Source organism: Pseudomonas sp. 910_21 (assembly GCF_052850735.1).
Genome location: NZ_VXCY01000006.1, coordinates 458990 through 484188, shown reverse-complemented (window position 1 = coordinate 484188; position 25199 = coordinate 458990). Strand labels below are relative to the sequence as shown.

The 25199-nt window shown below is 64.5% G+C and carries 20 protein-coding genes; 8 read left to right on the top strand and 12 right to left on the bottom strand.

Annotation, left to right across the window (positions count from 1 at the left end; all coding sequences use genetic code 11):
• Positions 1-45: 45 nt before the first annotated feature.
• Genes FW796_RS21260 through FW796_RS21245 form a run of 4 tightly spaced genes read right to left on the bottom strand, consistent with a single transcriptional unit; the run spans position 46 to position 6170 of the window.
• Positions 46-1461 carry an ATP-binding protein gene (locus FW796_RS21260; protein ID WP_446439976.1) on the bottom strand — a complete coding sequence of 472 codons (1416 nt, stop codon included), beginning with the start codon at positions 1459-1461 and terminating at the stop codon, positions 46-48.
• Complete coding sequence (locus FW796_RS21255) at positions 1461-3266, bottom strand: DAHL domain-containing protein (RefSeq protein ID WP_446439957.1); 1806 nt, start codon at positions 3264-3266, stop codon at positions 1461-1463. The genes FW796_RS21260 and FW796_RS21255 overlap by 1 nt, the downstream gene beginning before the upstream one ends.
• Positions 3263-4258, bottom strand: coding sequence for a cytochrome-c peroxidase (locus FW796_RS21250; protein WP_446439956.1), 996 nt, complete (start codon positions 4256-4258; stop codon positions 3263-3265). Before FW796_RS21250 ends, FW796_RS21255 begins: the two co-directional genes overlap by 4 nt.
• On the bottom strand, positions 4248-6170 hold the full coding sequence (locus tag FW796_RS21245) for a putative bifunctional diguanylate cyclase/phosphodiesterase (protein WP_346632746.1): 1923 nt from the start codon (positions 6168-6170) through the stop codon (positions 4248-4250). The genes FW796_RS21250 and FW796_RS21245 overlap by 11 nt, the downstream gene beginning before the upstream one ends.
• A 199-nt stretch (positions 6171-6369) precedes the next feature.
• On the opposite strand from FW796_RS21245, the gene FW796_RS21240 reads away from it, so the two are divergent.
• The 3 genes from FW796_RS21240 (at position 6370) to FW796_RS21230 (ending at position 9308) form a co-directional block, all read left to right on the top strand.
• Positions 6370-7728 (top strand): HD domain-containing phosphohydrolase, encoded by a 1359-nt coding sequence (locus FW796_RS21240; RefSeq protein WP_346632747.1) that lies wholly within the window; start codon positions 6370-6372, stop codon positions 7726-7728.
• A gap of 128 nt (positions 7729-7856) precedes the next feature.
• Positions 7857-8492 carry a LysE family translocator gene (locus FW796_RS21235; RefSeq protein ID WP_346632748.1) on the top strand — a complete coding sequence of 212 codons (636 nt, stop codon included), beginning with the start codon at positions 7857-7859 and terminating at the stop codon, positions 8490-8492.
• Positions 8493-8651: 159 nt separating this feature from the next.
• Positions 8652-9308 carry a ribonuclease T2 family protein gene (locus FW796_RS21230; protein WP_404939671.1) on the top strand — a complete coding sequence of 219 codons (657 nt, stop codon included), beginning with the start codon at positions 8652-8654 and terminating at the stop codon, positions 9306-9308.
• Positions 9309-9408: 100 nt separating this feature from the next.
• Here FW796_RS21230 and dapA read toward each other — a convergent pair whose 3' ends face one another.
• The 3 genes from dapA to FW796_RS21215 all read right to left on the bottom strand — a co-directional run bounded on the left by dapA (position 9409) and on the right by FW796_RS21215 (position 11781).
• Positions 9409-10272: a 4-hydroxy-tetrahydrodipicolinate synthase gene (gene dapA / locus FW796_RS21225; protein ID WP_346632750.1), complete on the bottom strand. Its 864-nt coding sequence runs from the start codon at positions 10270-10272 to the stop codon at positions 9409-9411.
• A 263-nt stretch (positions 10273-10535) separates the two neighbouring features.
• Positions 10536-11123, bottom strand: coding sequence for a GNAT family N-acetyltransferase (locus FW796_RS21220; protein ID WP_346632751.1), 588 nt, complete (start codon positions 11121-11123; stop codon positions 10536-10538).
• 184 nt (positions 11124-11307) lie between these two features.
• Positions 11308-11781 (bottom strand): GNAT family N-acetyltransferase, encoded by a 474-nt coding sequence (locus FW796_RS21215; RefSeq protein ID WP_404939673.1) that lies wholly within the window; start codon positions 11779-11781, stop codon positions 11308-11310.
• A gap of 367 nt (positions 11782-12148) precedes the next feature.
• Between FW796_RS21215 and FW796_RS21210 the strand changes: the two genes are divergently transcribed.
• From FW796_RS21210 to FW796_RS21200, 3 genes are all read left to right on the top strand, one after another.
• The gene (locus FW796_RS21210; protein ID WP_404939675.1) at positions 12149-12274 is read left to right on the top strand and encodes a hypothetical protein; all 126 of its coding nucleotides are present in this window, start codon (positions 12149-12151) and stop codon (positions 12272-12274) included.
• Positions 12271-12726, top strand: a complete 456-nt coding sequence (locus FW796_RS21205) for a methyl-accepting chemotaxis protein (protein WP_446439955.1) — start codon at positions 12271-12273, stop codon at positions 12724-12726. The genes FW796_RS21210 and FW796_RS21205 overlap by 4 nt, the downstream gene beginning before the upstream one ends.
• Before the next feature lie 274 nt (positions 12727-13000).
• The gene (locus FW796_RS21200; protein WP_446439954.1) at positions 13001-13585 is read left to right on the top strand and encodes a LysE family translocator; all 585 of its coding nucleotides are present in this window, start codon (positions 13001-13003) and stop codon (positions 13583-13585) included.
• Here FW796_RS21200 and FW796_RS21195 read toward each other — a convergent pair.
• The 4 genes from FW796_RS21195 to FW796_RS21180 form a co-directional block, all read right to left on the bottom strand.
• On the bottom strand, positions 13582-14415 hold the full coding sequence (locus FW796_RS21195; RefSeq protein ID WP_346632755.1) for an AraC family transcriptional regulator: 834 nt from the start codon (positions 14413-14415) through the stop codon (positions 13582-13584). The two genes, FW796_RS21200 and FW796_RS21195, sit on opposite strands and share 4 nt — an antisense overlap.
• A 295-nt stretch (positions 14416-14710) precedes the next feature.
• Positions 14711-17191 carry a TonB-dependent siderophore receptor gene (locus FW796_RS21190; RefSeq protein ID WP_446439953.1) on the bottom strand — a complete coding sequence of 827 codons (2481 nt, stop codon included), beginning with the start codon at positions 17189-17191 and terminating at the stop codon, positions 14711-14713.
• A gap of 100 nt (positions 17192-17291) precedes the next feature.
• Positions 17292-18269 (bottom strand): FecR domain-containing protein, encoded by a 978-nt coding sequence (locus tag FW796_RS21185; RefSeq protein WP_404939683.1) that lies wholly within the window; start codon positions 18267-18269, stop codon positions 17292-17294.
• A gap of 6 nt (positions 18270-18275) precedes the next feature.
• A complete protein-coding gene (locus FW796_RS21180) occupies positions 18276-18809 on the bottom strand; it encodes a sigma-70 family RNA polymerase sigma factor (RefSeq protein WP_346632759.1) in 534 nt (177 codons plus the stop codon).
• Positions 18810-19133: 324 nt separating this feature from the next.
• On the opposite strand from FW796_RS21180, the gene FW796_RS21175 reads away from it, so the two are divergent.
• Positions 19134-21221 carry an EAL domain-containing protein gene (locus FW796_RS21175; RefSeq protein WP_346632760.1) on the top strand — a complete coding sequence of 696 codons (2088 nt, stop codon included), beginning with the start codon at positions 19134-19136 and terminating at the stop codon, positions 21219-21221.
• A 9-nt stretch (positions 21222-21230) separates the two neighbouring features.
• Here FW796_RS21175 and FW796_RS21170 read toward each other — a convergent pair whose 3' ends face one another.
• Positions 21231-23669, bottom strand: coding sequence for a hypothetical protein (locus FW796_RS21170; RefSeq protein WP_446439952.1), 2439 nt, complete (start codon positions 23667-23669; stop codon positions 21231-21233).
• 291 nt (positions 23670-23960) lie between these two features.
• Between FW796_RS21170 and FW796_RS21165 the strand changes: the two genes are divergently transcribed.
• Entirely contained in the window at positions 23961-25133 is a 1173-nt protein-coding gene (locus FW796_RS21165; RefSeq protein WP_446439951.1) for an NnrS family protein, read from the top strand.
• The last annotated feature ends 66 nt before the right edge of the window (positions 25134-25199 follow it).

Below are 25199 nucleotides of genomic sequence, written 5' to 3'. Positions count from 1 at the left end.
CAAGGTCCTGTGGGCGGGTGAGGGAAGGGCGCGGGCGTGCCCGGTTCAGGCCGGGTCCGGTCGATGGGGAGCCTGACGGATCGGCAGCTCCACGCGAAAGGTGCTGCCCACGCCCAACTGGCTGCGGACACTGATCTGTCCGCCGTGTTTCTGGACGATCCCGTAGGACAGCGACAGGCCCAGTCCGGTGCCCTGGCCCACCGGCTTGGTGGTGAAAAAGGGGTCGAAGATCTTCTGCAGGTGCTGCTCGTCGATGCCGCAGCCACTGTCGGTGACTTCCAGCCACACCCGATCGCCTTCCACGCCGTTGCTCAGGGTGATGGTGCCGCGTTCGGGGCCTATGGCCTGGGCGGCATTGACCACCAGGTTCATCACCACCTGATTGAGCTGGGAGGGCAGGCACTCGATCTCTGGCAACGGCTGATAGTGCTTGATCAGGTCGGCCTTGTACTTGAGCTCGTTGGCGACGATGTTCAGGGTCGAGTCGATGCCCTGCTGCAGGTCCGCCATCTGCCATTGCTGGTCACTGTCGACCCGGGAGAAGTTCTTCAGGTCCTTGACGATCTGCTCGACTCGACCGATGCCGTCCTTGGATTCTTTGATCAGCAACGGGATGTCCTCCTGGAGAAAGTCCAGGTCGATGCTTTCCCGCAGACTTTGCAGGCGCTTGCGCAACTCCGGCGCGGCGATGGCCTCTTCACTCTGGCGATAGGCGGTGAGCATCTGGCCGATCTGCTCCAGGTAACCCGCCAGGCTGCCGAGGTTGGAGGCCACGAAGCCGATGGGGTTGTTGATCTCGTGGGCGACCCCGGCCGCCAGTTGCCCGAGGGAGGCCAGCTTCTCCGATTGCACCAGCTGGTTCTCCAGTTGCTTGCGCTCGTCGATTTCCTGCTGCAGGGCCGTGCCGGCCAGCCTCAGGTCTTCGGTGCGCTGTTCCACCAGTTCCTCCAGATGGTGCATCTGCAACAGCGCGCGGGCGGTCATCTCCCATTTGCTGGTGAGGGTGCTGGCCATCTGCTGGACTTCGATATTGTCGAAGGGTTTCTTCAGGATCAGCAGGCGGTTGTGGCCTTGCAGGCGCTCCAGCAGATCCTCCCAGGAATAGTCGGAGTAGGCGGTGCACACCACCACTTGCAGGCGCGGGTCCTCTTGCCAGAGCCGCTCGATGGTCTGGGCCCCGTCCCAGCCCTGGGGCATGCGCATGTCGACAAAGGCCAGGGCATAGGGGCGCTGCTGTTCCAGGGCCTGGCAGACTTTGCTCAAGCCTTCCTGGCCGCCGTAGGCCGAGTCCAGTTCAAAGGGCTGTTGCCGGGGCTTGGCCTGGGCGCCGAACAGCTGCGCTTCCAGATCGTCCAGGCTGCTGTCGTCCGCCGGTGGCGGGGTGAGGATCTTGCGAAAGTCATCGTGGATCGACGGGGTGTCGTCGATCAGCAGAATCCGGCGGTTGCTCAGCTCGTCCATCATTGGCCCTCGGCGCTGATCAGCGGTATGTCCAGAGTAAAGGTCGCACCCAGTCCCGGTCCGTCACTGTGCACGCTGAGCTGCCCGTCCATTTCCATGGCGGCCAGGGCGCAACTGTGCAGGCCGAAGCCGTGCCCTTCCTTGCGGGTGGTGAAACCGTGGGCAAAGATCCGCGTCAGGTTCTCGGCGGCAATGCCCTCGCCACGGTCCTGGACCTGAATGCGCAAGGTCCGGTCATCAATCACATGGGCGCTCAAGGTCAGGGTCCGGGAGTGCTCGTCGAGATCGGACATGGCGTACTTGGCGTTGCTGATCAGGTTGATCAGGATCAGCAGCATGCGGTGCTTGTCGCCCATGACCGGTGGCACGTCGGTGTAGTCCTTGACCACCGTGACCTGATGCCGGGCCAGGGCGCCGGAGTTCATGCGCAGGGCGTCCTCGATCAGTTCGCTGACCCGCAAGGGCTCGATCAGCCGCGAGGCCCCGGCGTAGGACTGCTGGGTGGCGACGATTTCCTTGATGTGGTCGACGCTGCGACCAAGCTGGGCCAGTTCCTCGCTCATGCCCTGTTGCTCGCTGGCAATGGCGTCCACCAGTTGATTGAGGTAGCCGGGGAGCAGCTTGCCCTTTTCATCTTCACTGAAAAAATGCCCCAGATCCTGCTGATGCTGATTGATCAACTGCATCGCCTTGCCCAGGCCCTGGGCCTTGCTGGAGCGCAGTGTGCGGCTGAGGATCTCGCTGGAGATGTTCACGCTGTTGAGCACATTGCCGACGTTGTGCAGGACATTGGTGGCGATTTCCGCCATGCCGGCCTGGCGCGCGGCGTCCAGTAACTCGCTCTGGGCCTCCTTGAGTTCCCGGGTGCGTTCCTCGACCCGCTGCTCCAGGTGTTCATTGGCGCTTTGCAGGGCGGTGTTGAACCGGCGGATGACGGCAAAGCTGCTGATCAGGCGGATGGCCAGATAGAGGATCAGCAGCACCAGCAGCACCGAGAATGCCAGCAGATACTGGTGGGACTTCTGGTCCTGCAGGTCGGACTGGAGCTGGTCGCGGTTGAGCAGGCTGGTGATGTCGTCCAGGCGTTCGGCCACCGGGATCGAGGTGAGCCGCTCCAGCAATTCATTGACCACCGGCTGCTCGCGCAGGATCACTGAAACGTGGTTGCTGAGGATCTCCACCGGCTCGTGCATGACTTGGGGCAGGCGCTCCTTGTTGACCGCCAGTTTGTTCAGCCCCACCAGGATGTCCGCGGCCTTGTCGTCACTGGAGACCTGGGCGAACTCCAGGCTGCTGAGCAGCAGGTCGTAGGTGTCGATGGCAATGTTCTGCTGCGCCAGCCGCTCCTGGTCATCGAGGCTGGCCAACCGACGCTGGATGTCGTCCTCGGCGGTGGGCAGGAACGCCAGGGAATTGCGCAGCACCGAGTTGTGGGACTTGAACCGTTCCACCAGGCCGGCCTTTTCCTGGAAGGCCTCGAGGAACGCCTGGTGACTGGCCTGCCAGGCTGCCGGGTCGCTGTGACCCTGTTGCGAGAGCTGGTCGAAGCGTCGCCACAGCTGGTCGATCTGCTGCACCGGCAGCACCAGTGGATCGTAGTCGTGGGTAATGGCAATGCGCGCCTTGAGCACCTCGGTTTCCCATTGGGCGTTCAACTGCTTGATGTGGCCGATCAGGTCCCGGGACAGGGCGAAGTTCGCGGACTGGCCGATCATCGTCTTGAAGTAGAGAAGCGCCAGCGCCAGGACCAGGCCCAGGGCCACCAGGGTCAGGACCGTGGAGGGCAAGCGGCGGGGCAGCTTCATAGCGGCTTGCCCTGCCATTGCCCGGTGAGGGTCTGGAGAAACTTGACGATCAGGCGGGTGTCCTGGGGGTTGGGGGTACGGCCCAACTGGTACTTGAACATCACCTCCACTGCCTGCTCCAGGGTCTTTGCCGAGCCGTCGTGGAAGTAGGGCGCGGTGACCGCCACATTGCGCAGGCTGGGGACCTTGAACACGTTGCGGTCCTGCTCGTCGCCGGTGATCAGGAAGCGTCCCAGGTCGGCGTCGGTGGGGTTGCCCCGGTCGGCAAAGTAGTCATTCATCACCCCGAACTTCTGGAACATGTTGCCGCCGATATTGACCCCTTGATGGCAGGCGATGCAGCCGTAGTCCTTGAACCGCTGGTAGCCGTACTTCTCTTCCTGGCTGAGGATCTCGGTGTTGCCTTGCAGGTACTGGTCGAAGCGCGAGCCTGCACTGAGCAGCGTCCGTTCATAACTGGCCAGGGCGTCCTGCACGTTGGCCGCGGTGATGGCGTCCGGGTACAGCTCGCCGAAGGTTTGGCGGTAGCCGGCGTCGTCATTCAGGGTGCGCACCAGATTGGGCCAGTTGTTGCCCATTTCGATGGGGCTTTGCACCACGTTGTCGATCTGCGCCTGGAGGGTGTCGACGCGACCGTCCCAGAACTGGCGAAAGTTCAGCGCAGCGTTGAACACGCTAGGAGTGTTGACCCGGGTGAGCTGACCCTTGATGCCCTGGGACTTGTCCAACACGTCGGCCCCGCCCTGTTCCAGCCGATGACAGCTGGCGCAGGAGAGGCTGTTGTCCAGGGACAGGCGCGGTTCGTTGAACAGCCGACGGCCCAACTCCACCCGTTTGGGGTCGAGGTTGGGCACTGTAGGCAGGGGCTTGAGCGGTTCGTCCAGCGGCGCCGGGAAGGCCGGCGGGGCGACACCGAGCAGGGCCCAGAGCAGCAGGCCGAGGAGGCTGTGCAGGCGGCGCCGGTGTGGCGTTGGCGGCTGTTCAGTGGTCATGACCGGTCACCTGGGCCAGGGACGCCTGGGCCCGCAGAAGGAGGGCAAAATCCTCGGCGGGCAGGGCCTTGCTGAAGTAATAGCCCTGGCCTTCCTCGCAGCCCTGTTGCTTGAGGAACGTCAGTTGCTCCAGGGTTTCCACCCCTTCGGCGATGACGTTCAGGTTCAGGTTGCGTCCCAACTGGATAATCGCACTGACCAGGGCGGCGTCCTTGGGTTCGTTGCTCAGGCCCTGGATGAAGGACTGGTCGATCTTCAGCACATCCACCGGGAACTTGCGCAGGTAGCTGAGGCTGGAATAACCGGTGCCGAAATCGTCCACCGCCAGGCTTACCCCCAGGGCTTTGATGGCTTGCAGGGTGGCGAGGGTGGCTTCGACGTTCTGCATCAGCACCCCTTCGGTGATTTCCAGTTCCAGCAGGGTTGGGTCCAGGGCGCTGTCCAGCAGTGCGCCCTGCAACTGCTGGAGCAACTGCGGTTGCCTGAAGTCGCTGGCCGAAAGGTTGACCGACAGGCGGATCGGCACCAGTCCCGCTTGCTGCCAGGTACGGGACTGGCGGGTAGCCTCGCCCAGTACCCACTGGCTGATCCGGTTGATCAGGCCGCTGTCTTCGGCCACAGGAATGAACTGGGCGGGGCTGATCCAGCCCCGTTGCGGGCTGAACCAGCGAATCAGCGCTTCGGCGCCCACCACTTGGCCCGAGGCCAGGTGGATTTTCGGCTGATAATGCAAACACAGCTCCTGGCGCTCCAGGGCCTGGCGAATGCCCGATTCCAGGTGTTGTCGTTCCCGGGCGCGGTGGGTCATGTCTTCGGTAAAGAAACCGTAGCCCCCCGGTGCCTGCTCCTTGCTGTTGCGCATGGCCATCTCGGCCTTCTTGATCAGGCTCAGGGCATCCTGGCCATCTTCGGGGTAGAGGCTGATTCCCAGGCTGGCGGTGACCCGCAGGTCGTGCCCGGCCACATCGTGGGGCTGGCTCACCGTTGCCAGGAATTTTTCCGCGACGCTACGGACCTGGGGCGGTGGCTCCTGATCATGGAGCAGCACCACGAATTCGTCGGAACCGTAGCGGAACACCGAGTCCGATTCCCGCATGCCGTGCTGCAGGCTGTGGGCAATTCTCTTGAGCAGCTCGTCGCCTGCCGGGTAGCCCAGGGCATTGTTGATCCGCTTGAAACGGTCCAGCCCGAGGAACATCACCGCCAGTTGTTGCCCATAACGCCGGGCCCGGGCCATGGCCTGGCCCAGGCGATCGCCGAGCAAGGTGCTGGAGGGCAGACCGGTAAGGGCGTCGTAGTGCAGCAGGTGGGAGACCTTGAGCAGTTCCGCCACCCGCTCCTCGATGGTGCGCTGCAGATCGTCGAGCTTGTGCCGCGCATCCCGGGCCATCTGCCATTTCCAGGTCAGGGCACTGGCCATCTGGCGGATCTCCAGGCTGTCGAAGGGCTTTTTCAGGATCAGCAACTGGTCGCCGAAGGCCAGGCGCTCGGCCATGGTTTCCCACGAATAGTCCGAATAGGCGGTACACAGCGCGATCTGCAGGTCCGGGTCGACCTTCCACAACTGCTCGATGGTTTCCAGGCCATCCCAGCCCGGCGGCATGCGCATGTCGATGAAGGCCATGGCATAGGGCATGTCTCGGGCCAGGGCCGACTCGACCATGGCCAGGGCCTCGCGACCCTGGAACGCCGAATCCAGATTGAACTCCAGGGGGGGGCGGACGTTGACGCTGCCGAACAACTGTTCTTCGGCCCGGCTCAGGGCCAGGCTCTGTGAGGGCATGAGGATCTTGTGGAAGTCTTCGTGAATGGAGAGGCTGTCATCCACAATCAGCACCCGCCGGTTGACGCGCGCAGACGGCGACTCCGAGGGATCTTGCGAACTTGTCTGTGCGTCGCAGCCAGCGTTCATTGACTTTCCCTAGTGTTCTGAGCGTGCGTCCAACGCTGTGAGCATAGTCACTGGAAAACGCGGCGTAAGAGGTTTTTTTCGACGGATATCCCCGGGTGCAAATGAAAAAAATAGCTAGGATTGTCTGGGCTGCAGCGCAGTTGGGCGGTTGCCTGGCCGTGCTGTCCGGGGAACGAGATGCAGGACAGGGAGAACCATCATGGAAGAGTCGCAGCCCGCCGAGCCAGGTCAGCGTCCATGCCTGCTGTTGGTGGATGACGAAGAATCGATTCTCAACAGCTTGCGGCGCCTGTTGCGCAGCCAGCCCTATGAAGTGCTGGTGGCGGACAGCGGTGCCAGGGCCCTGGAGATCCTGGCCCAGCGTCCCGTTGACCTGGTGATGAGCGATGCGCGCATGCCCACTATGGACGGCGCCACCTTGCTGGCCCGGGTGCGCGAGGGCTACCCGGCCACCCGCAGGATCCTGCTCACCGGCTACGCCGACCTGAGCACCATCATCAAGGCCGTCAACGAGGGGCAGATCCACCAGTACCTGAGCAAACCCTGGAACGACGAAGAGTTGCTGCTGATCCTGCGCCAGACCCTGGATCACCAGCATGCCGAACGGGAGCTCAAGCGCCTGCAGCAACTGGTGCTGGCACAGAACCGCCAGCTCAAGGCGAGCAATGCCGATTTGGAAAAGCGCGTTGCCTCCCGTACCTCCGAGTTGCAACAGACCGCCGACATGCTGGACCTGGCCTATGAGGAGCTCAAGCACAGTTATGTGACCGGCACCGAGGTGTTCTCGCTGCTGGCCAACCTGCGCCTGCCGGCGGACAAGCAGACCAACCGCAAGATCATCGAGCTGATCCGCGCCTGTTGCGCAAGCCATGGCCTCGACGAAGCCTCCAGCCGCGACCTGACCATGGCCGCCGCCTTGTACAACATCGGCAAGCTGAGCTGGAGCGACGCCATGCTGGGCGCCCCGTCGGACCTGTTGCGGCACACCGACCATGAGCGCTACCGGGCCTATCCCTCGCAGAGCGAGTCGCTGCTGATGACGCTGGAGCCGATGCAGGATGCGGCGCGGCTGATCCTCCACCATCAGGAACGCTGGGATGGCAGCGGCTTTCCCCAGCATCTGCGGGGCGAGGCGATTCCCTGGGGTTCCCGGCTATTGAAGCTGGCAGTGGACTTTATCGAGTTGCAGTGCGGGTTGATTCTGGAGCGGCGCATGAACAGCGACGAAGCCTTGCTGTTCATTCGCAAATACGCCGGCCGCCTCTATGACCCGAATATGGTGGAAGGCTTTGTCCAGGTCTGTGCCGCCTACCTCAATGACGTGACTGTCGATGATCCGACGGTCCGGGTGCTGGGCACCCGCGAGTTGCAGGCGGGGATGGTCCTGCGGCGCAACCTCAATGCTGACAACGGCATGCTGTTGCTCAATGCCGGCAAGGTGATCAGCGAACCGCTGGTCCAGAAACTGATCGCCTTTGAAGCCATGGAAGGGGGGCACTACAGCATCTTTGTCAGCGTGCCTGACGTCGAGGTGGCGTCCCCGGGCATCGAGCGCTGATCGCCGCCCTTGATCTGTGCCCGGTTGTTCCGTCATCTTTCGCACTGCGCGCCGCAGACCTTGGGTTGCGCGTGGGTGCAGGCCCCCGGTTCGTTACGCGGCGCGGTGGATTTTTCAGGAGTACCACGATGGATGCGGCAACACTGTTTCTCTACATCGTCACCGTCAGCGCGGTGATGATCACTCCCGGGCCCTCGATGCTGCTGGCCCTGAACAACGGCGCGGTCCACGGGATGCGGGTGGCCGGCTGCGGGATCGCCGGTGCGGCGCTGTCCGACCTGCTGCTGATCGGTGCCGTGGGTTGTGGCCTGGGGGCCTTGCTGCAGGCCTCGGAGTCGTTGTTCGTGGTGGTTAAGACCTGCGGCGCGGTCTATCTGCTGTATCTGGCCTGGGGCTTGTGGCGGGCGCCGACCCAGGCCCTGACGAACCGGCTTGATGGCGCCTCGGCCAGCGGTCGCTCGGCGTTCCGCCGGGCCTTGCTGGTGGGCTTGTCCAATCCCAAGGGCTTGCTGTTCTTCTCGGCCTTCGTGCCGCAGTTCGTGCGCCCCGACCAGCCGGTGGCCGAGCAGTACCTGATTCTGGCCCTGGTCAGCGCCCTGGTGGACTGCCTGATGATGAGCCTGTACGCCTTTGGTGGCCGTCGCGCCATGGCGAGCTTTTCCGCGCGGGTCATGGGCTGGGTCAATCGCAGCTGTGCGGGCATGCTGGCGATATTGGCGGTGGGTGTGGGCCTGTACCGCCGCAGTGATAGCCCGGCACTCTAGTCGCTCAATGCCGCTGCGCCTGACCGGTGTTGCCGGGGCACGGCGCGGCGAATGTCATGTTCCTGCAACCCCGGCATGCCAAGAAGGTGAAGCTGCGTTCCGGCAGTTCCACCCCGATGGCGGGGCCAGGACGATCCGATTCCCCAAGGAGAGGTAACGATGAGAAAGTTTTTTGCCCTGATGGCGGCCCTGGTGCTGACCCTGGGGATGGTGGGCATCAGCGACGCACGTCAGCCCAAACAGCAACGGGACTCGGTGGCGGGCACGTTCGACTACTACCTGCTGACCCTGTCCTGGTCACCGACCTTCTGCCTGATGCATCCGGAGAACGAACAGTGCTCGGGCAAGGGCTATGGGTTTGTCCTCCACGGGCTGTGGCCGCAATACGCCAAGGGCGGCTGGCCCGAGTCCTGCCCGCCCTTGACCCCGCTGACCCAGCAGGAGCGTGCCAAGGGCCTGACCCTGTTCCCCACCGCCAAACTGATGAACCACGAATGGACCAAGCACGGCACCTGCAGTGGCCTGGGGGGCATGGGTTACCTGGACGCGGCGGACAAGGCCCTGGCGACGGTGCAGATACCTGAAACGCTGCAGCCTTCGACCACGGTGCGTTACTTGGAAGCCACACAGATTGCCCAGCAGTTTCGCCAGAGCAACCCGGGGATCGCCGAAAACGGCATCGCCATTCTCTGCAGCGGCCCCGAGCTTTCCGAAGTCCGGGTCTGCCTGACCAAGGACCTGGATTTTGGCCCTTGCGGCAAGGGCGTGAAAAACCAGTGCCGCGCCGGCCAGATCCGCATCCCGCCGATCCGCTGAGAGCGTCCGCGCGCCGCCGCGATCGGCGCCGACGGGGCATCGAGATTGTCGTACCCCCGCTCCTACGGGCCGCAGGCACGGCAATTCCGATGATCCGTAGTCAAGGCAAGCCGGCCAGCAGGGTTTGCAGGTGTGTCGCGGTGGCCGCGCTGCAATCCTGCATGGGTGCCCGCAGTTGAGGCTCGATCAGCCCTTGATGAGCCAGCAAGGCTTTCACGGGCGCCGGATTGGGCTCGGCGAACAGCGCTTGAATCAACGGCACCAGTTGCCGGAAGGTGGTCCTGGCAGCGTCCAGTTGCTGGTCCTGGACCTGTCGCTGCAATTGCACGAACAGCTCCGGACGTATATGCGCTGCCGCCGCGATGGCTCCGCTGGCCCCCAGGCACAGGGCGCTGAACAGTTGCAGGTCCTCACCGCACAACACTTGCACCGTGCCACTGGCCAGCAGCGCCAGGGTCTTCTCCAGGTTGCCGCCGCAATCCTTCACCGCTGCGATCCGCGGGTGGCGGACGATGTTGAGCAAGGTGGCCTTGTCCAGGCTGACCCCGGTGCGGTAGGGAATGTCGTAGACAATCAGCGGCACGCTGGAGGCGTCGGCGACGCTGTGGAAGAAGCTTTCCAAGGCCGCCTGGGAGGGCCGGATGTAATAGGGCGCAGGCACCAGCAGGGCTGCCACCGGGCGCTTGAGGATCTCCGTTTGCAGGCTCAGCAGCGATTTCAGGTTGTTGCCCGCCAGGCCCATGATGACCCGCCCGGCGGGGGCCTGTTCGAGCACGGCGTCGAGTACCGCCAGTTGCTCATCCTTGTCCAGGGCCGCGGCTTCGCCGGTGGTGCCGCAGACCACCAGCCCGGCCACACCGCTTTCCAGCAGATGGGCGCTCAGGCGCCGCAGGGCGGCAAAGTCGATGGCGCCGTTGTGAAAAGGCGTGACGATAGGGACCCAGATACCTTGAAACGATGACATGCGTGTTCTCCTGATGGTTGACCGTCGGGTCGTCGTCAGAAGAGTAGAAGGGCGTTAAGCAGGGGGAGGGTGTCCGTAGCGCTTGATGTCCTGTCAGCTCATCTGACGGGACACAGCGCCCCGGTCACATGAGCGACTGTTTCTTCGATTTAGAGTTGCAAGCCACCCAGGCTCGGGCCTTGGCCAACAGGCCAATGGCGCGAGAATCGAGGGTAAGGGCTTGGGACATGGTTCAGGCAGACTCTGAAATCAGGCGCACAGTTTTAAAAGCCGGCGCGGGGTTTGTCAATCCTCGGTGCTGGCGCTTCATGACCCGCCAGGGTGCTGTGATCCTGGGCGCTGAGCCGGTACAGCAGGCTCGGTGGCTGTCCGGGAAAATCCTCCAGCTCACCGTCCACCGTCATCCCCAGCCGTTCCAGGGCCCGCCTGGACGGCAGGTTGTCGGGCCGCACCAGGCCGGTGACTCGGGGCGCAAGCAGTTCGCTGAAGGCCAGTTGCAGGGCCGCCTGGGCCATTTCGTTGGCGAAACCCTGGCCCCAGGCTTCGGGGATGAAGCGAAAGTACAGGTTCAGCCCGGCTTCATGCCCGAAGTGCGCCCGCATGAGGCCGCCGAAGCCGATGATCTGTTGCGGGGCATCCAGTCGGGCGATCGCCCAGTAGCCGAAACCGTACTGCTGCCAATGGGCAATCCAGCTGTGCAGCCGGTCGCTGGTGGCTTCGGCGCTGTCGGGGCCGTTGGGGTTGAAACGGTGGGTCTGCGGGTTGCCGTGGATGGCGCAGGCCTGTGGCAGGTCGGCGAGGGTCGGTGGACGTAACAGCAGGCGCGTGGTGCGGGTGGTGGACGACGACATGGACAAGGCTCTTTGCTTCAGAGGAAGTGGAGCGCCAGGCGGCACGTGGTGGCCATGCCTGTGCGGGTGGCCCCGGAGAAGGTAGGTGATCGGCCCGGACTTTGCCATTGCTGTCAGGGCACGGCCCTCAAAGCCGCGAGCCGGGCGCATCCGGCACAAAACACCGCTTGCTCTTGGTGCCGGTTCAGTCTGGCCAACGGTACAGGCTGGCGGGATAGCCTTGGGCGATGATCGGCGTCGGGTTTTGCCCCGGGAGCATGGCCTGCCAAAAATCCCGGGCGGGCAGGTTGGCGCTGAAGTGCACCACCTGCCAAGGCCCCTTGTAGTGCTCGAACAGCTGTTGTGTCACCTGTCGACCGATGCCCAGGCGGCGAAGTCGTCGAGCGATGAACAGGTAGCCGAGGTTATACCGGGCATCGCTGTCGCAGCGTTGCTGGTCGACGACGGTAAAGCCGGCCAGTTCCCCTGCCACCAGGATCAGCCAGGGATGAGTGGCTGGGTGGCGCCAATAGTCGTCCAGGGCCTGGATGGCGTACAGCCCCTGGGCTGCAAGCTTGAGTGGCAGCCACTGACTGAGTTCATAGAGATAGAACTGCATGAGGTTTTCCAGACAGGGCCAGTCGTCGCGAGCGGCCGGGCGCAGTTCAAGCTGGTCCATCAAGGGCGACTCCAGCCCCGATCAGTCCGAGGCGCAGCGGGTGGCGGAGAAAGGGGATCTGCAGTTGATCAATGGGTGCATGAACGCTTCAACGAATGTGTGCCCCATGTTCGCAACAAGGCGTTTTCTACGGCGCTGAGTATGCTGGAAATAATACTTCTCAATAACTAGAAAGCCAGCTTTCTATTGTTGAGGTAAATGTTGATGTAAGTCATGAAAGTCTTTAATTCGGGCCGTTCAAGTTGAGTGGCTTGATGATTTTTTCACACCTTGATTAATGCTCGAACCTAGACTTGGGCCGACTGGATCGATACTGGCCATTGGCACTAATTCACTTGGCTCAGGGAAGTTCTGCGGGTAAACGGCCATGAACCAGATGGCCTCGTCGATTTCCGAAGTCTCGGTGCATATCCACGACACTGCCTCGGCCGCCGATCAGGTCAACAATCTGACCCAGGTGGGTTCCCAGGAAGCCCGGAAACCCGGGTGGTGATCGAGAAACTGGCGGACACCGTGGATGCGGTCAGCCACTCTGTGGAAGGCCTGGCCGACGAGGTACGGGCCCTGGCCTCCAAGACCCACGAGTCCACCCAGAGCATCCAGCGCATCATCATCACCTTGCAGGAAGTGGCCACCCAGGCTGTGGAGGTGGCACGCCAGGGCAGCATCGAGGCGCGTTCCGGCGTGGCCCAGGTGATCAGCACCCAGGAAGCCCTGAATGGCATCAACTCGGCGGTGGAGCGCATTCACCAGATGAGCCAGCAAATGGCTGCCGCGTCGGAGCAGCAAGCCCATGTGGCCGAGGAAATATCCGAGCAGATCACCAATATTGCCCGGGTCTCGGACCAGAACGCCGACATCGCTGTGCACTCTTGCTCGGTAGGCGGTGATCTGGAATCTACCGCTCATGAACTTAATGCCTTGGTGACCCGTTTCAACAGTTGATCGCCAACGGCAATCAGCAACTTTCATCTAATCGCCAATTGATCCAGTTGATCAGGGCAGGGGGTGGGTCTGTCGGTGGTATGTGACGTGGCCCATGTTCGCCGTGTATCCCTACCCCAAGGCAGCGGCCTGGACAATTACCTGACAGCGCTGACCCGGGTCGGCGAGCAACGGGTGGAGATCATCGTGCGAGGGCAGTTTTCTTCAATACCGGCGGTGTGCCTTGGCCTAACTTGTCCCGCGGTTGTTCCGACCAAGACAAGAGAGGCAAGCAATGAACGTAGTGTTTTCCATGGCGGCCTTTGCCCTGGCCGCGTCTATCACCCCGGGGCCGGTGAATATCGTGGCCCTGGGCAGTGGCGCACGGTTTGGCTTCAGGGCCAGTTTGCGCCACGTGGCCGGGGCCACCCTGGGTTTTGTCCTGTTGCTGGTGCTGATCGGCCTGGGGTTGCATGAACTGTTGCGCCAGTGGCCGCTGTTGACCCAGGGCATTCGCCTATTCGGTGTGGCCTTTCTGTTGTACATGGCCTGGAAGCTGGCCCGGGACGATGGTCGCCTGGATACCGACGCTGCAGCCCGGGCGCCGTCGGCCTGGTACGGCGCGCTGATGCAGTGGCTCAACCCCAAGGCCTGGCTGGCCTGCGTGGCGGGCATGGGCGCCTTCGCCGCCGACGGGGACCTGGGCCTGGTGTGGTTGTTCGCCGGGTTGTATTTGCTGATCTGCTACCTGTCGATTGCCTGCTGGGCCTATGCCGGCAGTTGCTTGCGGCATTACCTGAGCAACCCGGCGCAGATGCGTCTGTTCAACCGCAGCATGGCCGCGCTGCTGGCCGCCAGTGCGGTCTATCTGTGGGTCTAGCGTTGGCCGCGGTATTGACCTGGAGTGGCCGCCAGATGCTGTTTGAAGGCCCGCTGGAAATGCGCCTGATCGGCAAAACCGGCCTCCAGCGCCACTTCGGCGATGGGTGCGCCGCTGCGCAGGCGGGCCTGGGCGAACTGCACCCGCTGGTTGACCAGAAAGGCGTGGGGCGGCATGCCGAATTGCTGCTTGAAGGCGCGGATCAGGTAGGACGGGGAAAGCTCGGCGACCCGGCAGATATCCTCCAGTCCCAGGGCTTGGGTGCAGTGCTGACGGATGTACTGCGCCGCTTGCAGCAGCTTTGCATTGCTGACCCGTGGCGGCCGCTCGGCGGGGTTCAGGCGTTGCTGCAGGTCGCTGAAGAAGATCACTGCACAGCTGTGCTTGTGCAGGGGCTCGGCGTCGGGGTCCACCAGGGTCAGGTACAGCTGTTCAAACTCGGCAAACAGCTGGGGGTCCTGGCTGTGGGTTGCGCTGAACGGACGAAAGTCCAGCTCCGGGCTGAAGCCCAGGTCGTGCTGCAGGGCGGTGAGCCAGGGCGTATCGACGTACAGCATGCGGTAGGACCAGGGCAGGTCGTCGATGGGATTGCAGGCATGCACCACCCCGGGGTTCATCAGCACCACGGTGCCGGCGCTGACCCGCCAGCGGGATTGCTCGCTGAGGTAGGTGCTCTGGCCGGCGGTGATACTGCCGATGGAAAACTGTTCATGGGCGTGGCGGCTGTAGCAGACCTTGCGGCCATCGGCGATGGTGCGGGCCTCGATGAACGGCAAGGCCGGATCGCGCCAGAACTGCGGCGCCTGGTCGGGGGGCAGGGCAGGTTTCATCCTGAAGGTTCCATCAGCGGGAGCTGGCGCTGAGTGTATTAGCTCTTGCCGTCAAAGGCCCGTTGCAGTGGGTCGATATCCAGTTTTTTATCCCCGGCAGGGCCTGCATCATCCGTTGCGAGCGGCTTGGGTCGGGGGCGCAGATCATCTGCGCCTGGTGGTTGAACCACAGGCAGGGGGTGAGGGTTTGAATGCGCGGCATGGTGTCGGTCCTCTGCGGGTTGATCACGCTGGAACAAGCGTAGTCAACCCGGCACAGGGGCGGTGCACCGCAGATCGGCTGTCGGGCGCGGCCTCAGAAGTCCCAGCGGGTGGTCAGTTGCAGGCTGCGGGGTTCACCGTAGAAACCGGTGCCGAAGTTGCCCAGGCCCGTGTAGTACTGCTTGTCGAACAGGTTCTTCACATTCAGGGTCGAGCTCAGGTGCGAGTTGAACTGGTAGCGGGCCATGGCATCCACCAGGTAGTAGCTGTCCTGGGTGATGCGTGAATCGTGTCCGCCATTGACCGGATCGTTGGGATCGGGCTGGAACACCTTGCCGAAGAAGTCGCTCTGCCAGTTGACCCCGCCCCCCAGTGTCAGGCGTTCCCAGGCTCCGGACAGGCGATACGTGGTGAACAGTCGGGCCACCTGTTGTGGCGCGGTGGTTTGCAGGACCGAGCCGTAGACATAGTCGTTGTTGGCGTCCCGGGTGTGGTTGTAGCTGTAGCCGGCGGACAGGTTCCAGCCCTCACGCAGCTCGCCGGCCACCTCGACCTCGAAGCCTTTGGTGGTGGAGCCTTCGATCGGCTTGTAGATGCCCTCGGTGCCCCAGCCGCTGACCAGTTGCGCGACGTTGTCCTGCTCGATGCGAAACACCGCGAAGCTGGCATTGACCCGGCCGTCCAGGTACTCGGCCTTGATCCCCGCCTCGTAGCTGTCGCCTTCCACCGGGTCGAGCAACTTGCCGTTGACGTCCTTGCTCATCTGCGGCTGGTAGATGTTGGTGTAGCTGGTGTAGACCGAGTAGGTGTCATTCAGGTCATAGATCAGCCCGGCATAGGGGGTGACCACACCTGTCTGCTGATAGCGCAGGCGTACGTCGGCCCTGGTTGGATCGATGTAGTGGGTGTTGTCGATGCCCTTGAAGTCGCTGACCCGAGTACCGAGGATCACCGCCAGGTCGTCGGTAGGCTTGAGTCGGGTGGCCAGGTAGGCGCCGGTCTGGCGCTGGAGGATGTCGTTGTCGCCGATCTTCGGGATGTCCGGCTTGGCGAACTCGCCGCGCCACTGGTAAATGCTGCCGCCCACCGGCGGGTACACCGAGCCGTGGACCGGGATGTCCTGCTTGGCGTTCATCAGCATGAAGCCGGCGATCAGCTCGTGCTCGCGGCCGAACAGGCTGAAGGGCCCATGCAGGTTGATGTCCAGGTTGTCCTGAATCTGCTCGCCCTTGAACTTGCCCATGTACATGAACATGCCGTCGCCGGTGGTCGGGTTCGGATTGCCGCCGCTGGCGGAGCCCAACAGGGTGTCGTGCTGGCGGCGCAGGCGGTCGTAGCTGACCTTCAGGGTCCAGTCATGGGCCAGTTGCTGTTCCAGGGAGGTGAACAGGGTCTGATTGTTGAAGTCGCGGCGGCTCCAGTCGGTGGCCGGGTTGAACGAGCGCGAGAAGCGGGTGCGCGAGCCGTCGCTGAAGTACATCGGGAAGCCGGTCCAGGTGGCGCCCCGGGAACGGGTGTTCTGCTGGTCGAGGCCGAAGGTCAGCAGGGTGTCCGGGGTCAGGTCGGCTTCGAGAATGCCGTAGGCGATGTCCTTGGTGTTCTGGTAGTGGTCCAGGTACGAGCTGCGATCCTGATAGACCCCGACAAAGCGCCCGCGCAGGTTGCCGCTTGCGGTCAGGGGCCCTGAGATATCGCCTTCGCTGCGGTAATTGTCCCAGGAGCCGACGGTGCCGGTGACCGAGGCCTTGAACTCTTTCGTCGGGCGTTTGCGGATCAGGTTGACGGTGGCCGAAGGGTCGCCGGAGCCGGTCATCAGGCCGGTGGCGCCCTTGATGATCTCCACCCGGTCGAAGGTCGCCATGTCGGTGCTGGTGGTGCCGTAGTCGTAGACCCCGTCGTAGGTGGCGTTGACGCCGTCGTACTGGAAGTTGGTGATGGGCATGCCGCGGCTGGAGAACTCCCAGCGCTCGCTGTCGTAGTTCTGCACGCTGACCCCGGGGGCCCGGCGCAGGGTATCGGCAATGCTGCTGGTGCCCTGGTCGTCCATCTGCTGGCGGGTGATCACGGTTACCGATTGCGGGGTTTCCCGCAGTGACAGGTTGAGGCCGGTGGCCGAGGCGCTGGCGCCGGTGGTGTAGCTGTGGCTGTCCTCGGTGACGGCGCCCAGGCCCTGGGCCGAGACCTGGGTGGTGCCCAGTTGCAGCGGGCCGCTGTGGGCCGGGAGAGCTTGCAGCACATAGCCGCCGCTGACGGCCTGGGCTTGCAGGCCGCTGCCTTGCAGCAGCTGTTGCAGGGCTTGCTCGATGCTGTAGCGGCCCCGCAGACCGGGACTCTGTTTGCCGGCGGCGAGGTCATTGTGGCCGGCGACAAAGACCGCGCTCTGTTCGGCGAAGCGATTGAGCACGGTCACCAGCGGGCCGGGGCCGATGTTGTAGGTCTGGCGCTGGCTGTCCGCCTGGTGGCTGGCGGGATTTTCGGCGGCCTGGGCCCAGGGTGCGGGCAGGCACAGAAGGGCGCTGCACAGGGTCAGGGGACGCAGGGGCAGGCGCAGGCGGGGACGGCTGGGTGTTGGCATGAGGTTCCCTTGTGGATCGGCAATGTGAGAGCTGTTGCCGGGTTAACCGAACCAGAAAGACAAAAGGGAACCGGGATCTGAAATTTTTTTTCCCGAGGGTTCAGGCGCGCGGTTCAAGGGTCACCCACCAGGAGGCAAGACGTTTGACGCGCACCGGCAGGGCGGCCTCCAGCAGCGCCAGGGCCTGGTCCGAGTCGTGCAGGGGAAAGGCCCCCATCACCGGCAAGCGGCCAATGGCCGGGTCACAACCCAGGTGCCCCGGGCGATAGCGTCCCAACTCATCGAGCAGGTGCTCCAGCGGCAGGTTGTCGGCCAGCAGCAGACCGCGGCTCCAGGCCTCGCGGGCCGCGCTGGCGCCCAGCAGCGGGCCCAGTGCATGGGCGTCGAAAGCCAGTTGCTGGCCGGCGTTGACCACCTGCACCTGGCCCCCTTCGGCGTTGCGTACTTGCACTGCCCCGGCGTAGACATTGAGCAGGGTGCGTTGCGCGTCCCGGCGCACGCTGAAGCGAGTGCCCAGGGCCTGCAGCCGTCCGTGCTCGGTGTCCACCATGAAGGGCCGCTGCGGGTCCTTGGCCGTATCGATGAGGACTTCTCCCTGGTGCAGCAGCAACAGGCGCTCCAGAGCGCTGTAGCGCACATCCAGCGCACTCAGGGCATTGAGCCAGAGGTGAGTGCCATCGCTGAGGCGGGCATCGCGAACTTCCCCGGTGCCGGTGGCGTAGTCTGCTCGCCAGCGGCCCAGTGCCTGGGGCAGCGGCGTGCCACGCCAGGTGCCCCAGCCCAGGCCGATCAACAACAGGCCGCCGAGCACCTGGCGTCGCGCCAGCGCCGGGCGCCGGCCACCACGCAAGGCCTGGCCAGCGGCTTGCTGGGCTGCGGCGTCCTGCAACGGCAGCAGGCGCTGGCTGACCCGCTGCACATAGCCCCAGGCCTGGCGGTGTTCCGCGGTTTGCTCGAACCAGGCCTGCCAATGACGACGCTGCTCGTCGCTGACGGCTTCGTCCTGCAGTTGCACGTACCAATGGGCGGCCTGTTGCAGGCTGGCGTGGCTCAACCGGTTGCCGGTGTGTTCGCTCATGCCGTTCTACTCCACCAGCAGGCCGTCGAGTTCGGCCTCCAGCAGTGCGCAATGCACCAGGGCCTGGGCCAGGTACTTCTTCACCATGCGCTCGGAGACGCCCAGCTCAACGGCAATCTCTCTGTAGGGGCGGTCGTGCAGTTGCGCCAGGATAAAGGCCTCGCGCACCCGCTGGGGCAGGCGGCCGAGCATGGCGTCCACTTCGTGCAGGGTCTCGACGATGATTGCCCGTTGCTCCGGGGATGGTTGCAGCGCCTGGGGCCGCGCCGCCAGGGCCTGGAGCCAGGCCTGTTCCAGTTGCCGGCGGCGCCAGTGATCGATGCACAGACCTCGGGCAATGGTGGCCAGGTAGGAACGTTGCTGGACCTCGCCATCGAGTTGGGGCGGGCGCTTGAGCACACGGACGAAGATCTCGTGGGCCAGGTCGGCGGCGTCCCAGGCATGGTTCAGGCGTCGCCGCAGCAACTCGTAGAGCCAGCGGTGATGGGCGTCATACAGGTGATGGACCAAAGCGGGGCTGGCGGGCGGCGTCGAGGGCAAGGGTGTGGTCCGGTGGCAGGCTGGGTTGTAAATGGGAATTGATCGCGATTAAAGCAAAAGCCCGAATGCCCTGCAAATGATATCGATTCGCCCTTGTGTGCTTGCCGCTGGGGCCCGAACCCTGGAAAAAGGCATCAAGTCTGGCGCCGTGGAGGCGATAAAGCACTCAGGACCCCTGTATTCAATGCTTGCTGACAGGGGTTTCTTCAGTGGTATCTTCGCCTGCATCCCATTGTCATGGCTGGGAGCCGCAACCCGCTTGCCAGGTTGTGACAGGGGCCGTCTGCGGGGTGGCGGGCATGCAGTGGCAGAGGGGAGAGGCTGATGCGGCAACCGGGGTTCAAGCTGTTTTTCACCCACCGCCTGGCGCTCCTGGCGGGCGCCGAGTCCTTGCGTTCGATACGAGAAGGCCTGCTCTGGCTGTTGCCCTGTCTGCTGGTTTCGGCGGTCTTCCTGATATTGGCTCAATGCGCCCAGGCCCTGGGTGCTCCCAGTGCCCTGGTGGACCTGCTGGCCGGGCTGCACAACCGCATCAGTTCGATCATTCCCTTGCTGGTGGCGGCGTCCATCGGCTACATGCTGGCGATCCAGTACCGTTTGCCCCAGCTGCCGGTGGCCTTTCTCTGCCTGTCCCATGTGGTGATCGCCATCTACCTGCTGCGGGACTATCCGCTGGCGTCGGCGACATTCGTGCTGTTCATCGCCATTGCCTCGCCTCTGGTCAATGTGCCGACCATGGCCTGGCTGCATCGCCGACGCTGGACCCGGCTGGTGGACGAGGGGCTGGTGGGGCACAACCTCAAGGGCACCATCAATATGGTGCTGCCGGGGGTGCTGACTTCTTTGGTGCTGGTGGCGGTGCTGCAGTCGCTGTTGCAGGTCCACGACTTTGCCTACGTGCAGGGCCCGATCGACATCGACAGCCTGGACCATCCCTACCTCAACGCGATCCTCCTGACCTCGACCAACTCCCTGCTGTGGTTCTTCGGCATTCACGGCACCTACGCCATGCAGCCGTTGATGGAGGTAATGGATCAGGCGGTGGCCCTGAATGCAGCCGATCACGCCGCCGGGCAACCCCTGCGCTATGCCCTCAACACGGGCTTGCTGGGCTGCTTCGCCTTTATCGGCGGTTCCGGTGGCTCCCTGGCCCTGGTGCTGGCGATCCTCGGTTTTTCCAGGAACCGTTCCATGCGCCTGCTGGCGCTGGCGAGCCTGGCGCTGTCGCTGTTCAACGTCAACGAACTGCTGCTGTTCGGCCTGCCGATCATCCTCAACCCGCGCCTGCTGGTGCCGTTCATGCTGGTGCCCATGGTCAATGCCTGCCTGGCGCTGCTGGTGGTGCAACTGGGCTGGGTGACCCCGGCCCTGGTCAGCGTGCCCTTTACCTCACCGGTGCTGCTCAATGCCTACCTGAGTACCCAGGGCGATTGGGCTGCGGTGCTTCTGCAACTGGTGCTGCTGGGGGTCGGTACGCTGATCTACATGCCTTATGTGCGCAGCATCCAGCGCCAGGGCGAAGGCAACGAGCAGGTGTACCTGAAGACCTTCGACACCACCTTCCGCGGCCTTGAGGAGCGGGGCCGGCTGTTCGAGCTGGACCCGGTGGTGGCGGCCTACAAGCAGGCGGCCCAGCAGTCCTTGCAACTGGCGCGTATCCAGCAGTTGAGCGAGTACGACTTCCATCTGGAGTACCAGCCCCAGGTGGCCAAGGGCAGTGGCCTGTGCATCGGCTGCGAGGCCCTGATCCGTGCCCGGGACCGCGACGGCCAGGTGCAGTCGCCCTGGGAACTGCTGCAATGGTTGGGGCAGGCGGGGCTGATGCCCGAGGTGGATTTCTGGGTGGCGTCCCAGGCGGTGCGCCAACACCTGGCCTGGAGCAAGATCGGGTTCGAGTTGCCCATCACCATCAATATCTCCAGTGCCACCCTGGCCTCGGCGGAGCATGGCCAGCGCCTGCTGGAGATTCTGGCCCGGGCCCATGGCCAGGTTTCGGTGGAGATCACCGAAGACGCCCTGGTGGGGGATGCGCTGCTGACCCAGCAATGGATCGGCAAGCTGCATGCATTGGGCGCACGTGTCTATATCGACGACTTCGGTACCGGTTTCTCGGCCTTGAGCTACCTGCATCAGTTTCCGGTGGACGGGATCAAGATCGACCGCAGCTTTGTCCTGGCCCAGCGCGAGCCCAAGGGCGCCCAGGTGCTCAACGGTCTGCTGCGCTTTTGCGAAACCCTCAAGCTCAAGGTGGTGGTGGAAGGGGTGGAGACCCGGGAGCAACTGGACTTTTTGCAGTCCAGTTCGGAGTTGATCATCCAGGGCTGGTACTTCAGCAAGTCCTTGCCCGGGGAGCAGATTCCCGGCTTTGTCAGCCAGCGGGCGCGCAGTGCCCTGGCGGCCAGCGAGGACTGAGCCGCAGCTTCAAGGGGGCGACTTGCTGAAGGCCGGGTGATGCGGGCGCGGCAACGCCTGCCAGGCGCTCGCCTGGGCCTGGTCGGCAGCGCACAGCCAGAGGCCCTGGTGTTCTTGCAGGGGGGCGGCGGGCAGGCGCAGCAACTCGGCCAATCCCAGGCTCAGGCCTCGACCCGGATCGGGGTCGTCCGCCGCTTCCCAGTCCCGTTCGAACAGGCGCAACTCCAGGTCCTGCCCATCGAAGTGCTGGAACAGCGGTCGATGACGCAGCCACTGGGGCGCGATCCGCAGGCTGCGTTCCTCGACATCCAGCAACAACAGCTGCCAGGCGCGGTAGCTGTCCTCGACGTCGAGCTGCAGCCGGGTCAAGGCCAGGTAGCGGGCATCGGGGGACCAGATCATCGACGGCGCGAGGTTCGCCAGGGCGCAGCCGCTGGCGGTGAGCAGGTGAGCACCGAGTCGCGGGCTGGTTTCCCGCAACCAGCTGTCGGCGTATTCGGTTTCACTGCCGAACAGCCAGGCGGCATCCCGGCCTCCGGGTGCCGGCTGGATAAAGTCGCCCTCGGCGATGGCGGCCTGGGGGCGATCCACCAAGCGCCAGTCGGCGATCGGCAGCAGTTGCTGCTCGGTGACCGCAAAGCGCTGGCGTTGATAACAGAGCTGGGAATCGTCCCGGTCGGTACAAAACGCCGCAGCGTGGTCCGGCGCGGGCGCGCTCTGATTGAAGCGTTGCAGGGGGCTGCCGGACGGCCCCTGGTCGAGGCGTCCGACGATGACCGCGAGGCTCAGTTGGCCATCGCGAAAATCCAGCAGGCGCGCCGCCAGCAAGGCCGGGCTGTGCAGCAGGCGTTGCTGCTGCAGGTCGGCCACCACCGCTCGGCCACTGACCTGTGGGGCCTCGGCAAACGGCAGCAAGGCCAGGTAGCGCTGGCAATCGGATACCCGGTGATCCAGCAGCCAGCGCCCGGGCAACTGCCAGTCGCCGATCCGGCAGGCGTAGGCGCCCAGGCCCTGATCGTCGTCAGCCAGCCAGCTCAGCAGCGCCCGCTGGCCGCCCAGCATCGGCGCCGACTCGATCTGGCTGTCACCGCGCAGGCCGGCACTGTCCAGAGGTTGCAGCACCTGGGTGCGGGCCAGGGGCAGTTCGGCCACTTGCAGGCGGCCTTGGGGGTCGTGGCCGCTGCCGGTCTCGGTGTCGCTGTGGATGCTGTGCAGGCGATAGCCGAAGCGGCCCCGGTCCGGTTCGGCGCAGTCCAGGTAGGCGCCATGGCGCAGGTGCTGTGAGTCCAGGCTCAGTAACGGGCCGGTAGAGAAGGACGGCTCCGTCGGGCTGGCGACCCAGGGCGCGGGCAAGAGTCGCCAACCCTGGCCTGCTTGCCAGAGCCAGCAACCTTCTGCGTCCGCCTGATCCTCTTGGCGGGCCACGCAGGCCAGGGACCGGCCGTCGGCGCTCCAGCAGCGCGCAGCATCGGCGCGAATCAACAGGCCGCTGGGCTGGCCGTCGAGGCTCAGTCGATAGGGCGCGGCCTGCAGGGGTTCCAGGGGCTGGGGCAGGTCTCTGACACTGGCGGGCAGGGCCAGTTGCGCCTGGAGTCGGTGGCGCGCGTCCGGGGAGGATTCCTCGAAGCATTGCCGGGACAGGGCCGCCATCCAGTCGCCGGGTTCCAGCCAGAGATCGGCGATGGCCACCAGTTCGACGGATTCGGCGTCCTGGAGCAGTGCAGCCAGGCTGGCGTGGCGCGGGCCATTGTCCACCAAGGGGCTGTGGCGTCCGCTCAGGGTGCCCTCGGCGAAGGCGTCCAGCTCCCAGAACTCGCCGTGGTCGCAGCGGTACAGCCGGCGCAACGAGCGGTCGAGGATCGCCAGGCCCCACTGTTGGCGCGAAGGCAGCGGGGCGGCGAAATAGCGCCCGTCACTGGAGAACCGTGCCGAGGAACCCAGCCCTTGCAACAGCACACCGTCCGGGAACAGATAATCGCAATAGGTGGGGCCGCCCATGGCGATCTCGCCGTGGTTGAACACCCGGATCGGCAGGCCTTCCGGGGTTTGCTGCGGTTCGCCGCCACCCCAGGCGCTGACGGCAGTGGCAGGAGGCTGCACCAGGCCCAGGCGGCGTTCCAGATGGCTGACCGCTGCCAGCCCGGCAAAGATGCTGGCGAAGGCTGCCGCGATGTCCCAGTACGCCGGCAGGGCCCGGCCCAGGCTGAAACCCAGGCCAAACGCCGCACTGATCATCAGTCGGGCCATGGCGCGAGCGGTTCTGAGCCAACCCAGGCGCGCCGCCAGGGCCATGCACGCGGCACAACCGAGCACCACGGCCAGGGCCAGGGGCGGGGGCAGCAAGGTGACGAAGAAAATCGGTACCAGCAGGGCGCACAACTGCCAGAGCAACTCCAGCAACAGGCGCGACAGGCTTTTCTCGGGCGAAACGCGAGAGGTGGAGGGCAACGAAGACATCCTTGTGCGGCAGAGGGGCTGGGGATGCCAATCTACGCTGGCGGCGGGAAAAACGCAGCTGGGAATTGGCGGTCATATTGACTTGATTGGTGTCTTAATGACCTTTTTCGATCGTTGTCAAAAAGACTGATCAAGACCCAGGTCCCCAGTTTGCGGCAGGTCTGGCGCTGGCATGAATCGTGATGGGGATGGGTTATATCGCCACTGATTGGCCGAGGAGCCCCACGATGATCCGCTACTGCAATTGGCCACTGTCTGTCCTGAACCCGGGGAGGGCTGCCTGTGTCCTTGCCTGAACGTTGGCGGCGATGGGCCGCACAGCCGTTGTGGAGCCTGGGCTTCCGGCCGTTTTTCCTGACGGGGGCCGCCTTCGCTTGTATCGCCCTGATGGGTTGGGGCCTGTGGCTGCACGGTGGCTGGAGCGGGCGCCAGCCGGTGGGCGGGATGCTGGCCTGGCACCGCCACGAGATGCTGTTCGGTTTTTCCGTGGCCATCATTGCCGGGTTCCTGCTGACGGCGGTGGCCAACTGGACCGGGCGTCCGGGCCTCAGTCGCACGCCGTTGATCCTGCTGTGGCTGGTTTGGCTGCTGGCGCGGCTGGCTTGGTGGCTGCCGGTACCGGCGCCACTGTTCCTGGTGCTGCAAGTGGCGTTCATGCCGGCGCTGGCCGGGGTGGTGGGGCACGAACTGTGGCGCGCCGGCAAGCGTGACAACTACCCCATCGTGCTGATCCTGGGGTTGCTGACGGTGTTTCAGGGGCTGGCCTTGTGGGGGCTGCTGGGCCACCAAGAGCTATGGCAGCGGCGCGGCGAACTGGGGGCGTTGTGGCTGGTGGCGACCCTGATGACGGTGATCGGTGGCCGGGTCATCCCGTTCTTTATCCAGCGCGGGCTCAATCTGCCGCCGACACCGGCCGGGTCGCCCTGGCCGACCCGACTGTTACTGGTCGGTAGCCTACTGGCGGCCCTGTCCATGGCCCTGGGCGGCGGTGACGGGCCGCAGCTCTGGCTGGCCCCGTTGTTCGTCCTGCTGGCGGCCTTGCATCTGTGGCGCCTGTGGCGCTGGCACCGGCCGGGCGTGTGGCGTCTGCCGTTGCTCTGGTCGCTGTACCTGGCGTACCTGTGGCTGGCCCTGGCCACCCTGGGCATGGCCCTGTGGCACCTGGGCTGGCCGCTGCAACAGAGCCTGGCGACCCATGCTCTGGCGGTGGGCGGCCTGGGCGGGTTGGTGCTGGGGATGATCGCCCGGGTCAGCCTTGGCCACAGCGGTCGGCCGCTGCAGGTGACCCGGGCCATGGCCGGGGCTTTTGCCTTGTTGTTCCTGGCGGCGGTGTGCCGGGTCCTGCTGGTGCCGTTCAGCAGCTTGGGGTTGGGGCTCTCGGCGGTGCTGGGGGCGCTGGCGTTTGCCCTGTTCGTTGGCGGATATGCGCGGATTCTGCTGACGCCACGGCTTTGAGAGGCATCAATCAGGGACATCGAGCAACATCGCTACAAGGGAGGCAGTGGTCAAACTGGACTACGC

What these genes read in the sequence shown, in the direction of transcription:
- FW796_RS21260 (WP_446439976.1), bottom strand. Translation starts at nt 1,461, where the DNA reads ATGGACGAGCTGAGCAACCGCCGGATTCTGCTGATCGACGACACCCCG.
- FW796_RS21230 (WP_404939671.1), top strand. Translation starts at nt 8,652, where the DNA reads ATGAGAAAGTTTTTTGCCCTGATGGCGGCCCTGGTGCTGACCCTGGGG.
- FW796_RS21185 (WP_404939683.1), bottom strand. Translation starts at nt 18,269, where the DNA reads ATGAGCGAACACACCGGCAACCGGTTGAGCCACGCCAGCCTGCAACAG.
- FW796_RS21195 (WP_346632755.1), bottom strand. Translation starts at nt 14,415, where the DNA reads ATGAAACCTGCCCTGCCCCCCGACCAGGCGCCGCAGTTCTGGCGCGAT.
- FW796_RS21215 (WP_404939673.1), bottom strand. Translation starts at nt 11,781, where the DNA reads ATGGACCAGCTTGAACTGCGCCCGGCCGCTCGCGACGACTGGCCCTGT.
- FW796_RS21235 (WP_346632748.1), top strand. Translation starts at nt 7,857, where the DNA reads ATGGATGCGGCAACACTGTTTCTCTACATCGTCACCGTCAGCGCGGTG.
- FW796_RS21245 (WP_346632746.1), bottom strand. Translation starts at nt 6,170, where the DNA reads ATGAACGCTGGCTGCGACGCACAGACAAGTTCGCAAGATCCCTCGGAG.
- FW796_RS21255 (WP_446439957.1), bottom strand. Translation starts at nt 3,266, where the DNA reads ATGAAGCTGCCCCGCCGCTTGCCCTCCACGGTCCTGACCCTGGTGGCC.
- dapA (WP_346632750.1), bottom strand. Translation starts at nt 10,272, where the DNA reads ATGTCATCGTTTCAAGGTATCTGGGTCCCTATCGTCACGCCTTTTCAC.
- FW796_RS21200 (WP_446439954.1), top strand. Translation starts at nt 13,001, where the DNA reads ATGAACGTAGTGTTTTCCATGGCGGCCTTTGCCCTGGCCGCGTCTATC.
- FW796_RS21250 (WP_446439956.1), bottom strand. Translation starts at nt 4,258, where the DNA reads ATGACCACTGAACAGCCGCCAACGCCACACCGGCGCCGCCTGCACAGC.
- FW796_RS21220 (WP_346632751.1), bottom strand. Translation starts at nt 11,123, where the DNA reads ATGTCGTCGTCCACCACCCGCACCACGCGCCTGCTGTTACGTCCACCG.
- FW796_RS21175 (WP_346632760.1), top strand. Translation starts at nt 19,134, where the DNA reads ATGCGGCAACCGGGGTTCAAGCTGTTTTTCACCCACCGCCTGGCGCTC.
- FW796_RS21190 (WP_446439953.1), bottom strand. Translation starts at nt 17,191, where the DNA reads ATGCCAACACCCAGCCGTCCCCGCCTGCGCCTGCCCCTGCGTCCCCTG.
- FW796_RS21240 (WP_346632747.1), top strand. Translation starts at nt 6,370, where the DNA reads ATGGAAGAGTCGCAGCCCGCCGAGCCAGGTCAGCGTCCATGCCTGCTG.
- FW796_RS21210 (WP_404939675.1), top strand. Translation starts at nt 12,149, where the DNA reads ATGAACCAGATGGCCTCGTCGATTTCCGAAGTCTCGGTGCATATCCAC.